This window comes from Ureibacillus sp. FSL K6-3587 (genome assembly GCF_038593165.1).
Classification (GTDB): domain Bacteria; phylum Bacillota; class Bacilli; order Bacillales_A; family Planococcaceae; genus Ureibacillus; species Ureibacillus suwonensis.
This window is the reverse complement of record NZ_CP151969.1, coordinates 553,192-566,400: the sequence shown is the minus strand read 5'-3', so window position 1 is coordinate 566,400 and position 13,209 is coordinate 553,192. Positions and strand designations below refer to the sequence as shown.

Annotated in this window: 10 protein-coding genes and 6 pseudogenes; 10 read left to right on the top strand and 6 right to left on the bottom strand. The window is 34.6% G+C overall.

Annotated elements, in window-relative coordinates; all coding sequences use genetic code 11:
* Positions 1-166 precede the first annotated feature (166 nt).
* The 3 genes and pseudogenes from NSS77_RS02755 to NSS77_RS02745 all read left to right on the top strand — a co-directional run bounded on the left by NSS77_RS02755 (position 167) and on the right by NSS77_RS02745 (position 2,156).
* A complete protein-coding gene (locus NSS77_RS02755; RefSeq protein WP_342470272.1) occupies positions 167-1,372 on the top strand; it encodes an ATP-binding protein in 1,206 nt (401 codons plus the stop codon).
* 83 nt (positions 1,373-1,455) lie between these two features.
* Positions 1,456-1,929: pseudogene (locus NSS77_RS02750) on the top strand (Abortive infection protein AbiEi); the annotation flags it as partial.
* A complete protein-coding gene (locus tag NSS77_RS02745; protein ID WP_342470271.1) occupies positions 1,929-2,156 on the top strand; it encodes a nucleotidyl transferase AbiEii/AbiGii toxin family protein in 228 nt (75 codons plus the stop codon). The pseudogene NSS77_RS02750 and the gene NSS77_RS02745, both read left to right, overlap by 1 nt.
* 83 nt (positions 2,157-2,239) lie before the next feature.
* Here NSS77_RS02745 and NSS77_RS02740 read toward each other — a convergent pair.
* Positions 2,240-2,398 (bottom strand): annotated as a pseudogene (locus NSS77_RS02740) (IS630 family transposase); the annotation flags it as partial.
* Positions 2,399-2,749: 351 nt separating this feature from the next.
* Here NSS77_RS02740 and NSS77_RS02735 point away from each other — a divergent pair.
* Positions 2,750-3,058: an AbrB/MazE/SpoVT family DNA-binding domain-containing protein gene (locus NSS77_RS02735; protein WP_342470270.1), complete on the top strand. Its 309-nt coding sequence runs from the start codon at positions 2,750-2,752 to the stop codon at positions 3,056-3,058.
* Positions 3,058-3,444 carry a type II toxin-antitoxin system PemK/MazF family toxin gene (locus NSS77_RS02730; protein ID WP_033843013.1) on the top strand — a complete coding sequence of 129 codons (387 nt, stop codon included), beginning with the start codon at positions 3,058-3,060 and terminating at the stop codon, positions 3,442-3,444. Before NSS77_RS02735 ends, NSS77_RS02730 begins: the two co-directional genes overlap by 1 nt.
* 285 nt (positions 3,445-3,729) lie before the next feature.
* On the opposite strand, the pseudogene NSS77_RS02725 reads toward NSS77_RS02730, so the two are convergent.
* The 3 genes and pseudogenes from NSS77_RS02725 to NSS77_RS02715 form a co-directional block, all read right to left on the bottom strand.
* Positions 3,730-3,951: pseudogene (locus tag NSS77_RS02725) on the bottom strand (transposase); the annotation flags it as partial.
* Positions 3,952-4,273: 322 nt separating this feature from the next.
* A complete protein-coding gene (locus NSS77_RS02720) occupies positions 4,274-5,440 on the bottom strand; it encodes an ISL3 family transposase (protein WP_340714494.1) in 1,167 nt (388 codons plus the stop codon).
* Entirely contained in the window at positions 5,367-5,843 is a 477-nt protein-coding gene (locus NSS77_RS02715; RefSeq protein WP_340714495.1) for a transposase family protein, read from the bottom strand. The genes NSS77_RS02720 and NSS77_RS02715 overlap by 74 nt, the downstream gene beginning before the upstream one ends.
* A 198-nt stretch (positions 5,844-6,041) precedes the next feature.
* Here NSS77_RS02715 and istA point away from each other — a divergent pair, with 198 nt between their 5' ends.
* From istA to NSS77_RS02690, 5 genes and pseudogenes are all read left to right on the top strand, one after another.
* Positions 6,042-7,559, top strand: coding sequence for an IS21 family transposase (istA, locus tag NSS77_RS02710; RefSeq protein WP_013401401.1), 1,518 nt, complete (start codon positions 6,042-6,044; stop codon positions 7,557-7,559).
* Complete coding sequence (gene istB / locus NSS77_RS02705) at positions 7,547-8,266, top strand: IS21-like element helper ATPase IstB (protein WP_342470246.1); 720 nt, start codon at positions 7,547-7,549, stop codon at positions 8,264-8,266. Before istA ends, istB begins: the two co-directional genes overlap by 13 nt.
* Positions 8,267-8,346: 80 nt before the next feature.
* Positions 8,347-8,656: pseudogene (locus NSS77_RS02700) on the top strand (PadR family transcriptional regulator).
* Between the two features lie 85 nt (positions 8,657-8,741).
* A pseudogene (locus NSS77_RS02695) lies at positions 8,742-8,987 on the top strand (chromate transporter); the annotation flags it as partial.
* A 7-nt stretch (positions 8,988-8,994) separates the two neighbouring features.
* Positions 8,995-9,720, top strand: a pseudogene (locus NSS77_RS02690) (transposase); the annotation flags it as partial.
* 97 nt (positions 9,721-9,817) lie between these two features.
* On the opposite strand, the gene NSS77_RS02685 reads toward NSS77_RS02690, so the two are convergent.
* Both NSS77_RS02685 and NSS77_RS02680 read right to left on the bottom strand, forming a co-directional pair.
* Entirely contained in the window at positions 9,818-11,203 is a 1,386-nt protein-coding gene (locus tag NSS77_RS02685) for a UvrD-helicase domain-containing protein (RefSeq protein ID WP_342470268.1), read from the bottom strand.
* Positions 11,200-12,957 carry an AAA family ATPase gene (locus tag NSS77_RS02680; protein ID WP_342470267.1) on the bottom strand — a complete coding sequence of 586 codons (1,758 nt, stop codon included), beginning with the start codon at positions 12,955-12,957 and terminating at the stop codon, positions 11,200-11,202. The genes NSS77_RS02685 and NSS77_RS02680 overlap by 4 nt, the downstream gene beginning before the upstream one ends.
* Positions 12,958-13,209: the final 252 nt, after the last annotated feature.

Below are 13,209 nucleotides of genomic sequence, written 5' to 3'. Positions count from 1 at the left end.
GCTTTGATGTTTAGATAAATATGAAAAGTATAAGATGAAAAGGTCGTGAAAAGTACAAAAAGGTCCATAAAGGTCTTTTTTTATATTATTAGGTTTAATATTAGTGATGATTAGGTTAAAATATTAGTATTAAGATATATAAAGGTGTGAAAAGGAGGAATATGGTTTGAGAAAGCTTCGTTCTAATGAAGTGTTCAAACCGGGATCATTTCCGAAATACACATACGTTTCTAGAAAGTCTTCGGGTTTCGGTTTTACGTATGAAACACGTTTGAAGCAAGCTCTTAATACACCGGGATATTTAACGTCCATTATTGGTCCATCTAAAACAGGGAAGACTGTCTTATGTGAAAAAGTGATCGAACCGCAAAATATGGTTTCTTTAACAGGTAGTGATTTTAAAAATGCAAAAGACTTTTGGGAAGTTGTTGCAAATAAAGTCGGTTTGCCTCTTGAAGGAGAATACTCAGAAACGACTGTGCTAAAAGGCACTGATAATAATCCAGAAGATAAATCAATTTCTACTCGAGAAAAGTATGGATCAAATAAGGATAAAGTGATTGAATTTTTTAAAAAAAATAACTTTGTGTTAGTTCTGGATGATTTCCATTATGCTCCTGAAGAGGTGCAGTTAGATATCGCTTATCAATTAAAAGATGCCATTAGAAGAGAATTTAAAGCTGTGGTTATATCACTACCTCATAGAGCGGATGACGCTATTAGGAAAAATCCAGATTTGAGCGGCAGATTAAATTTAATTAATATCGAACCATGGCAAGAAGATGAGTTAAAGGAAATTGCGATTACTGGTTTTGAGCAGCTTGGCATCAAAATAAGTGATGAATTGGCTTCAAAAATGGCTTTAGAAAGCCTTACATCTCCACAGTTAATGCAGTCAATTTGTTTGAATCTGTCGCTTATTTTAAATATTGATGAAGATGAAAGTATAAAGGAAATAAATGACGAAAAAAAATTGGAAGAAAGTTATCGGTTCACTACTATTAACTTACCGTATCAAGAAGTGGTTAAAAAGTTAATGGCCGGTCCATCCACAAGGGGACAAGAAAGAAAAAAATATCAATTAAAAAATGGAGAAAAAGCGGATATTTATCATATTTTATTAAAAGCAATTGCTCAAAATCCACCTGTCGTTAGCCTGTCAGTGGACGAAATGAAAGAGAGAATCGATCAGCTGCTAGTAATTAATTCAAAGGAAAAAATCGAGAAGAACAAGATTAGAGATTCTCTTCAAAAATTGCATGATATCATGTTTTCTAGTGAGCCTATTTATCAAGTCTTTGAATGGAAAGATAATCAAATATTCATTCTAGATCCCCTGTTCCTGTTCTTTTTAAGATGGGGTACTTATTGATCGTGAAGGGGGATTTATATGTCGATGATTCGAAAAGAGCCGGATATAGTTATAAAAGAAATAAATGAAAGAATAGATGATCTCGAATCAAACGTGGACTTTACCGTTATGCTGAATTTGAAAATGATCAAAATGAAGAAGTGGTTGAAGTATCAAAAGTTGTCCCGAATGGTGTTCTTTGTCTTTTGTCGGCGTTGTCTTTTTATGAGTTAACAACTTATAACCCGTGGGAGTACCAAATTGCTATTGAAAGAAAATCAAGGAAACCCAGTTTGCCTGATTATCCACCGATTAAAATTTTCTACTTTTCAAAAAAACAGTTTGAATATGGAATTGAAGAAGTGGAGGTAGGTGGCCATAAAATAAGCATTTATAATCGTGAAAAAACGATTTGTGATATTATTCGATACAGAGAAAAAATAGGAATCGATTTAATGAAAGAAGGTTTGCGAAATTATTTACAAAGTCCTGAAAAAAATATAAGTAAATTGGTGGAATGTGCTGAGAAAATGCGCATCAAGACCGTTTTATTAAAATACTTAGAGGTGCTTTTATAATGGGAAATGTTAAAAATATACCTGCTTCAGTTAGAGAAAGACTAAAGAATATTGCCAAACAAAGCGGAAAAACCTTTTATTTAATTTTATTGTTGTATTTTCAAGAAAGGTTACTATATCGACTTTCCATTTCTAATTATCGGGATAAATTTGTTCTAAAAGGCGGTCTCGTTTTATTTTCCTTAACACAATTTAAATCTAGACCAACCAAAGATATTGCTTTTTAGCCAGACAAATTTCGAATGATATTCAATATATCAAAGCTGCGTTTGAGTCCATTTGTATGTTAACCGCTGAGATTGACGTGGTGGTTCAACATCTCTGCCACTTCTTTCCCAAGATAGCCTTCCATGATCCATCGGACGGCGGTCACTCGTTGACGCAAAGAAGCATCTTTGATTTTCCGTTCTTCTTTTCGTAATTTCCGAGCTGTGAATCCGTGGTCATCTGTGATTTTCAATCGTTTCATCGGTGATGCTCTACTCCTTTTCCGTTCGCTTTCTTAGGAGCAGTATCGACCAAATGAACCAATATTATACGGAAGTTGAATTTCTAAGTTACATTTATATAGATGCTTTAGATTCTCCTTGAAGGTCCTACCTTTTTTGTTATGGTAAAGCTTTATACATCATTTCGCAGTTCAACATTTGTACCTATACTTGTTGATTTATGCTTTTGAGTCTGAAAAAAGCATTTTTAATTAATCGATTCAAATGATCGCCTTTGCAACGAGAATATTTGTTTGTCGAAAAATCAGGGGTATCATTTTTCGGAAGAATGTATATACTATGTATATACATTTTGGGTTGGGGGTGATATAATGAACTCAAAGGAACATTCAGAAAGCAAAATAAACCAAAGTAAAGGAGGGGACTATATGTCTACAGTTGTTGCTCAAAAATGGGGAAACAGTTTGGGCATTCGTATCCCAAAAGATGTTGCTGATAAAATAGGGATTAAACAAGGTTCCGAAATAGAATTAAATGTGATTGGAAATGAAGGTATCATCACATTAAAGCCAAAAAGAACACGGAAGAAATACACACTGGAAGAACTAATATCACAGATTACACCTGAAAATCGACACGAGGAAATTGATTTCGGGATAGAAGGGCGTGAATTGATTTAATGCCAGCAGACGTACCAGAGAGAGGCGATTTCGTTGTTTTAAACTTCAATCCACAAGCTGGTCATGAGCAGGCTGGGAGAAGGAATGCTATTGTTTTATCGCCTAAAGAATTCAATCAAGCAACAGGATTTATAGCTGTTTGTCCGATTACCAATCAAAAGAAGGGTTATCCCTTCGAAGTGGATTTACCAAAAGAAGGAATATCCCCTGATGGCGATGGCTATCCAATAACAGGGGTAGTTTTAACTGATCAAATTAAATCATTGGATTGGAAAGCTCGTAATCTAAAAATTTTAAAGAAGTATAATCCAGAAGATGCACAAATTGAAGAAATAGATAAAATCATTGATGAATGCCTGGCGAAAATAGAAACATATCTGACTTGACATAATCCTTTCTATTTCAGAAAGGGTTATTTTTTGTACTTTAAAGTTTCTTACTAATTTTTGAGAAGCTAATTTTAGTTGGACAGGTGTCGAAAAAACGAAATTAGTAAGTTGATCGTTTTATTTTAATTACGGAAGTTGTGAGTCGAATGGGCATTTTACTTGCTTACTTTTGTCATTAAATCCACAAGAAACATAAGTCCAGTAAACTGTTCAACATAGCAAAAAACTAGGCCTATTCAAGGATTTGGTTCTAATCATAAGTATTCAGATATAAAAAATATGGTTTCGTTCTCTTGGCACCAAAAGACCTTCAATCCGACCATATTGCGTATCTCGATTTCGTTGATCGTAGCCGTTTCTCATATTGGATGTGTCCGCTGGTTCGATTTCGAGGAAATGTTTGATTTCTTTCCGCATGATCAGTTCGAATTTTTCCTTCACAAAGCGACGAATGGCATTTTCCAGTCGATTTGCCCAGTCGACATTCGGTATCCTTTTAGTCATAGGTAGGGTACTCCTTTCTCTAAGATTTTTGGTCCAATCAGAAAATCCCCTACCTTTTTCTTTTGGTCTAGCAAAATGCTTTACACAAACTTTTATCCATCATCTTGTTAAGAGAGAGGTACACAAAATTAACCTTATCTTAATAATGTCTCTCTTGAAAAACACCATGTAGACGTGATACGATGCTATCGATTTTCGATATCGAAATTCGATCATGAAGGGGAACGTTGTTTATGGCAAACTAAAAATGGCTCTTACGTTCTTTTGGTGAAACCATATATGTACAGTCCTTCATCTCTTTATTAATTTTTTAAAAAACATTTTATAAATGATATAACACTCGTTTTTCAAGTAAATCCAGCTTTGCCCGGCCATACATGATTCGTTTCATCAGCTTCAATCGGTGAACATGGCCTTCCACAACTCCGTTACTGTAGGAAGTACTAAATGCCAGCTTAATCGACTGTAAATCCCTACGGAGTCGAAGTGCACAATCATATAAATGATTGTTTGGAGAAGACAATTGTTTTTCCAACCATTTGAAAAATGCCGGATAGTTCCGTTCATCAAATGCTTCTCTAAATGTTTGAACCATTTGGTGGAAAGAATGAAGGGATGGGTACATCTTAAAGGATTGTTCAAGAAGTTGCAGTTCCTTTTCTAAAAGTCTAGATTTTCGTTTCCAAACATATGAAATCATTTGCCGTCTGGAAATTCGAACGGAAGATTCCTTAATCCCCTGCCGTTTTCTTTCTTTTCGTATGCTTTCGACTGCAACGCGGACACCTGAAAGTGTCCCCGTATATCCATATTTACGAAGTTGCGCATCAATTTCACGGATGGTCTTGCCCTCTTGTTCGAGTTGCTGAATGTATTGCTCAAAACCATCGGTTTGCCGTTTTCGCTTTCTTTTTACTTGAACCGGCATCTCGGTTATGTTGAGATATTTTGAAATGGTTCGGGGATCCATATGAAATTCTCTGGCCAACTCCGCTTTTTTCTTTCCTTTTTTGTATTCCTGTTGAATGCTTTTGATCATCATCCATTTCTTTTCGGCTCTTTCTTTTTGTCTCCTTTGCAGTTTGGTTTCATGCGGAAAGGTTTGTTGGTCCGTTTCTTCTTTTTCCAACGTGATGACGGAAGGAAGAATCGAGGTGAGGCAAGCATCGATCTGCTTCTTTACCGCCCGGACAAAATGCCATCGGTCATATACTTGCAAAATACTTTGCGAAGCGTTCTGAATCCCTTTCCGAAAAGCCTGATAGCCATCACGACTGACAACTTGGATGTTTTGATGATTTTTTAGCCATTCTGATATGGTTTCCGGATAACGTTCCGGAAGTAATGCAACAGGCTTGTGCGTGCTCAGATCACAAATGATCGTGCCATAGCTGTGTCCTTTCCGAAAAGCAAAGTCATCGATTCCGATAAAAGGGGGACACCTCTTGATGAATCTCCGTTTTCCGAATAAGGGAGAGCAATACGTCATGGCTGACAGGGAGAGACAGGGCTTTCGCTACTTTTTCGCCATTGAGGCAGCTGGTGGAAAACGCGATTTTACGTAATACTTCTTCGGACCGTAAAGTTCGGCGTCCATTTTTGGAAATCCAATCATACCGTTCAGTAAAAATTTTTTGGGTGCAATTGGGTTGGTCGCAAAACCATTTTCTTGTGATAAGCAGGATGGAAACAGCTTTTCCGGCAATCGGCAAATCTTGAATCATGCGTGTATATCGGCTGTGTGGACGTGTGGAAGGCACTTGGCAATGAGGACAAGGGCAGGATTCATGAGTGCTTCGAACAATAAAGGTAATGGAGGATGGTTCTTCTTGAATATCGAGAACTTCTAGGAAAGGATCTGGTGAAGACCAATGGATTTGACGATTCATCATTCATCACACCTTTTCTTTTATTATACTATAAAAGTAAAATTATGGACCTTCACCAAATATACGTAAGAGCCCTAAAAATGTAACGTTTGGCAATTAATTTATGCAGGTCCTATAAAACAAAAAACCACTTGCCAACATTCCCCAAATACACTACCCTCCTAGTTGGACAAAACAGTTCAACGGGAGGTATTCAAGGAGATGTTAGCAGTGGCTGAAATTCATTATATCAGATATGAAGCAAACCAAAAAGGATGTTCCTATTCCGATATTGCCAAAAGAATGAATCGTGATCCAAGAACAGTGAAGAAGTATGCGGAAATGGAAGACTTCAATCCCTCAAAAGTTAAACAAACGAGAAAAGCGAAAGTGATGGATCCAGTGAAACCGATATTGGATCAATGGATTAAAGAGGACTTGACAAAGAAGAAAAAATATCGAAGAACTGCGAAACGAATGTATGAAATCTTAAAAGAAGAATATGGATTTACAGGTTCAGATCGTTCTGTTCGGCTCTATGTATCAAAAAGAAAACAAGAACTGCTCGAACAAAGTGAACCAGCTGCGTTACCTTTAGAATCGAAACCTGCAACGGCTCAAGTTGATTTTGGAGAAGCTCCTTTTCTCTATCAGGGGAAATACGTCGATTTTCCTTACCTGGTCGTTTCATTCCCTTACAGTAATGCGGCCTATGTGCAAGTCATGCCAGCTCAAAATCAAGAATGTTTCTTGGAAGGATTAAAACGAATCTTTCACTATATGGGAAGGGTTCCAAGGGTCATTCGTTTTGATAATCTCTCCCCTGCCGTAAAAACGATCTTGCCAAACGGAGAAAGAGAATTGACAGAGACATTTCAACGATTCGTTTTACATTATGGCTTTGAATGCGAGTTCTGCAACCCAGCCAGCGGAAATGAAAAAGGGAATGTCGAATCAAAGGTGAAATATATTCGAAACAATTTCTTTTTACCTGAACAAACAATCTATCAACTAGAAAGTTTTAATGAATCTTTATGGGAGAAATGTGAGAAGGACTGGAATCGTCCGCATTATGAGAAGGAGCGACTCATCGCTGAATTATTTGAAGAAGAACAAGCGTTATTTCTTCAATTGCCAGCCAAAGAATTTGAATGTGTCCGATATGAGCAGGTCACGGCTGATAAGTACGGTTTCATCCATTTAGAAAACAATTTATATTCCACGTCTCCCCGTTTTGCCAAACAAAAGGTTTTGGCAAAGATCTCTTATCATGAGATTGCCATTTTAACAGAAGAGCATGAGCTGATTATCAAGCACGAGCGTTTATATGGCACAAAACAAAAATCAATGAAATGGCAACCATATCTTACGTTAATGGCCAAAAGGCCAAATGCATTAAAATATACGGATTTCTATGAAAAGATGCCGGAAGAATGGAAAAATTATTTTTCCAATTGTACCGTTCAAGAAAAGAAGGAAGCATTACAACTACTAGCTGTTTTACTAAAAGAACATGATTTCGAAGTTTCGACACAGGCTTTGAGGATTGCCTCCCAGTATGGTCATCCGAAAGTAGAATCGATTAAACAGGTATTTTATCAATTAATCAATGGAAGAGGTATACGAGAGCCAATTCAACCGAAAAAACACGTTCCAGATATGCCGGAAGCCATCCGAGGAGTAAGGCATTATGACCGCCTATTCGAATCCCAAGGAGATGTGGCATCATGGAACAAATGATTAAGGAATATGCCAAAAGACTAAAATTAAGCTGGATTCCAGCCAATTACCATACCATCCATGCGGAAACAAAGGAGGAATTTTTACTGAAGCTGTTTGAACGAGAAGTGCAGCATCGAGATGAGAGAAGGATAAATTTACTACTAAAACAGGCGACATTGCCGAAAATTCCAAATAAACCTTATGATTGGCGGGAGATTCAACTAGCCCCAGGCATCACAAAAGATTATATTTTAGAAGGTGAGTTTACGAAAAATCAGGAAAACCTTATCTTCTATGGCGGAGTGGGAACCGGTAAAACATTCCTTTCCACTCTCATCGCCCTCAATTTGATGAAAAAACAAGGAAAAAGAGTGAAGTTCTATACGGCCGCCTCCATTGTCAATGCTTTATTGGAGGCCAATGAAAAAGGTGACCTTGGTAAATTTCTCAATCAAATCGAAAAGTTGGATCTCTTGATTCTTGATGAATTGGGCTATATTCCATTGCATAAACAGGGGGCAGAGTTATTATTTCAAGTTATTTCCATGTGTTATGAAACCAAAAGCATCATTGTGACAACCAATTTACCGTTTAGCCAATGGAATAATGTCTTTGGCGATCCCATTTTAACAGAGGCCGTCATTGATCGGCTGATTCATCATTCTCATTTAATCATCTTCAATGGTGAAAGTCACCGATACAAAGACTCAATCTCTCAACGTTAACCATGGAATTTGGCAAGTGTATGTATGCATTTTTAATTGCCATTTCATACATTTTCTACTTGCCAAAAACAGGGAACGTGATGGAAAATAAAGTGTTGCGTAAATGGCTCCTTGGTTTTATTCACATACACATTTTATATCATGCTAAAGAAAGAACCCATATTTGGTTCATGGCTGTTAGAAGAACTGAAGAAACACGGCTATCAGATGAGCGCGGGAACCTTGTATCCTTTACTGCACAAGATGGAGTTAGCGAATCTATTAGAAAGAGAAGAAAAAACTGTGGAAGGGAAGATTAGAAAATATTACAGAACAACCGAAAAAGGAAATGAGGTACTTATGAAAGCGAAAGAAAAAGCTTATGCGCTATTTAAAGAAATAAAGGATTAACGCGCTTAAACTTGGTGAGTTTGTTACATGTGGTACAGTACGTCATAGCAGTAACAAGATATTATATCATTAGGAGGAATACGCGTTGAATCAAGAAATTAAGTTGCAACAGGAACAAAGAGGTTCTGTTTGGGAAGTGTTGAAAACAGCTACCCGGTTAGGATTGACTTCTTTCGGGGGGCCTATTGCTCATTTAGGATATTTTCGCGAGGAATATGTGAATCGGCGAAAATGGTTAGATGAAAAAACATATGCTGATTTGGTCGCGCTGTGTCAATTCTTACCGAGTCCGGCGAGCAGTCAGGTTGGAATGGGGATTGGATTTATGCGGGAAGGATGTACCGATTGAGCCAAAATGGGGTGTGAAAAAAGAATAGTAAAGGAAAAAATACATTCTGGTTTGGTTATAAAGCCCATTTAGCTGTTTCGACGAAAAGTCAATATATCATCACTCGTTTGATGTCCTCAGGTAATTGAAGTGATTGTAAAGCTGCGATTCCATTATTGAAAAAACTTCATCACTTCGGAAACGGTCAATTTACAATCGCTATATTTGATGCTGGTTATGATGTTGAACCTATTTACCGTCAAGCCGTATCACAGTCCATGCGAGTCGTGATTCCTTACAACGTTCGTCGAGAAGGAGAATATATAGGATTCGATGAACATTTTCGCCCAACCTGTGTGCGTGAACATAGTTACCAATAGGACAGCTTTGACGCTAAGTACAATACATTAAAATTCACACGTCCAAAGGAATGTGCAACTTGCCCATTAAGAGAAGTTTGCCAAAAAGTTTTCAAAATCAAATGTGATATAGATATCCGTAAATTTACCTATCCAGCACGTGGGACAGAACGATGGAAACTGCTTTATCAAGAACGTACAGCAGTCGAACGCGTTAACGCTTATTTAAAGGAATACTTTCAATTAAACAATGTCCGTCATCGTACAGGAAAGAAAGCAAAAATGCATTTCAATCTGGTGACGTTAATTTATAATACCTGCAAACTAGCTGTTGAAGAATCAATGCTTTATTACAGCAACAAAACCAAGTTGCATAATTTTAAAAAAAAAACAAAGTTTTTAGTATAGGGGTACTCTATACTTCAGAAAAACTATGATTTATGAAATTGATTCAATTAGTAGAAAAACTTCTTTCTAGACAATGGAAATATTATCCTTCGAACTATTATGCTTCAACTTATTTATTCCAAAGCTCTGAAACTTACTTTCTAAAAATTCCTCACCATATTTTTTCTTTACCTCTTTAGTAACAAAAATCAATAACTCTTTTTTAGATCTGGTTAAAGCAACATAAAGATAATTTAGCATTTTCTTTTTGTCTGCTTTTTCTTTAAAAAAGTATGGAGCTAAACTTGTAGTCAAAATAAAAATGCAATTATCACCTTCTAAACCTTTAATACTATCTATAGAGTTAACTAATATACCTTTTTGGTCGGATTTCTCCAGAATTAAATCGAATGAGAAGGCTAGTCTAGCTTTATCCTTATCTGACAAATTAATTGATAGGATTCTTTCTAGCCATGAAAAAATTATATAGTATTCTGATCTATATATTTTGTTTAAGACTTTTTTCTTTAATAAGTATGTAATTTTATCTATCTTATTTTCCATTAAATTTGTCTTAGCTATCAATGATTTAAGTTCATATTCTAAGTTTTCTTCGCCACTATTTTTGTCAGCTTTATTAGTAAAGAAACGTTCATTTTTATTATAAATATAAGTATAGTCCCATTTTTTAGAACGCAAAATTTCTTCTATATCTACCTGATCTTCATAACAATAATTTAGTAATCCAAGTGTTTCAGTCATAGGTTTTTGTTTCTCTTTATCAAATATATAAGAGTTAGAAAATAAAACATGAGAAACTGGACATCTATGATTTTCTGGCTTATATGTAACAGAATCAGGAAATGTATCTATTAAATCATTAAATGCAAATCGTCCGCGTAAATCTTGTTTTGGATCCCCAACTAAACAAAGATTAATTCCTTTTTCTTCTAGTACTTTAACTATTTCCAAAAAGTAATTGTCCATGTCCTGAGCTTCATCAACAAATACAGAATCTAAAAACCTTGTAATTATTGATAACACTTCTTCACGTTTTTTTTTCACATCTTTTTTATCATTTGACTTACCATATACTATCCATTTAGCTACCTCTGTAACTTTTTCAACATGAATAAATTTCTGTAAACCAAGTTCTTTAATTTTCATTGCCTTAAGTCGATTATCATGAGGAAGTTTAATTTGTGAAACTCTTGTAAATTGTTTCCCATAAAGTAAATGGTGATAAGGAAATATAAATTCCCTTAATAAAAAGGCATGTATAGTTTCAACCAGAATTCTTTTCGGAAGATGACCATTTAACTTTTTTATTTTATCCTCGATATGATTTTTAGCTGCATTAGTATATGTAACCACATATATTATTTTAGATTCAGTTTCATTGTATCTATCAAGTACCATCTGAGCCATTGAGCTTGTTTTTCCTGCTCCAGCACCGGCAACTATTATTTTCATTGTTTTTCACCGCTTTGCAAAAAATGTAGTACTCTACTAATATGCTGTGGTAGTTCTATTTCAGATAACTCTTCAATTCCAATATCTTTACAGAACTTCAGCATTGTTTCAGCTTTAGCACCTTGCCATTTCTCAGATAAAGATTTAGGTGTATCAATATTTGTCCATCCATGGAATTTTTCAAAGTATGCTTTTAATTTTTTGTAATTATCCCCAGTTGAAACTATTTCTGGTTCCAAAGTATATTGCTCGGTTGTAGTTACATACACATTTTTATATTTATTGTATTTTTCATGTTGTTCCTGAGCATTAGGTTGATTATCGAAATCTCTAATTATACCTAAACGATTTGTAGAATCTTCATTGACCTTTAACCAGATATCTATCATTTTAGTAAATCCTTTATGTAAAGATATAACTTCAATATCATGTAAAGAATTAGTTTGAGAATTGAGATAAGATCTTATAAAAATTTCTTCTGAAGGCCCCTCTACTAATACACAACGACGTGAAAAAAGGAATTTAATAAAATCTAAATTTGGTTTTTTAGCTAAATAATCTAATTGTTTATCTTTCAATTCTGATTTTAATGAAAAAGCCTTACCTTGAGACACTATACATACATTTTCTAATTTAAGTTTATTTAAAAACATGGTGCTATGAGTAGAAATAAAAACTTGCAATTGACTACTAGAGTTTACTAAGGAATTTAAATAACTGGCTAACATTAACTCATTACTGGTAGACAAATGAGCTTCTGGTTCCTCTATTGTTAATATATTTAAAGCCATGTCAGAACTTATTTCTAATGAATTCATCATGACAAATAGGTAAATTAAATTTCGATATCCTAAACCTTGTGTATTTAAATATTCATCACCATATCCGAGCTTCACATTATTTAACAGAGAACTCATACTAGGCATATTTGGAAGCAAAGAAATTTCATCAAAGAAATCCTTAGCATTTTCAAGTTCAGAGTTTTCTTGCCAATTGAAAACTCCTTCAATATTGCTAATCTCCTTTAATTCATCAAAAAACTTGCCATATGATTTCTCTATTTTAACTTTATCTTCATCGGATAATTTATTATGTAATAAATTTACCAACGACTTAGATCCAAGCCTGTTACTATTATTTGAGAAGTCATCTCTTTCTGCTGCTAAGGAATTATATTTAAAATTTGCAAGTTCATTATATGCAATTTGTTCTCCTGTCGTTGGAATCATAATAACGTATTTAAAAAACTCAATGGGCAATAAATTCATTTTTAAATTCTCAATTGAATCTGTTTCTTGTTTAAGAATGTTTTGGATATGAGTCAATAAATCTTTAGGATTTTCTATATAATATTTATAACATATAGAATATACTGGTTTCTCATCATCTAAAGAGTTAATCCATCTATGTACATAAAACTCATCAGCCCCATCTGGTTCAAAAGTAGCTTCTACCATTACAAAAGGAATAATATCCTCAAACTCATCCAAGTTTACATTACCATTTATTATAGTTTGAATATTTTCCTTAATAAAAGCGAAATATCTTTCCTTAGCTAAATTATTTATATCGTTCCACCCTAAATTCTTATTAATACTACCTACTTCATCGTTCATAAATGGTAATGTTATCGCTCTTAGTAAATTACTTTTTCCACTATTGTTATCACCTATAAAAACGACTACCCTATTTAATTCGATATTTACATCCGTTAAGTTTCGATAATTTTGTATTTTCAATTTGGAAATTTTCATGAATTACCTCTCCTAATACATTATTATAATTATGTAAGTTTCCCTTATTAAAAATTTTATTATTTTTCCACCAACACTTTTTAACCTAATTACAAATAACTCATACAGAAAGTCAAATTTATTTTTTTTCGGAATCTTCATAACAACTCATTCTAGCTTGAATGGAAATATATACCTGTTGACCTATCAAGAAAACCAGTACGACTGTTTCTCATTCTTTTATTGTTCTTACCAGTATGATTTATTTTTTTA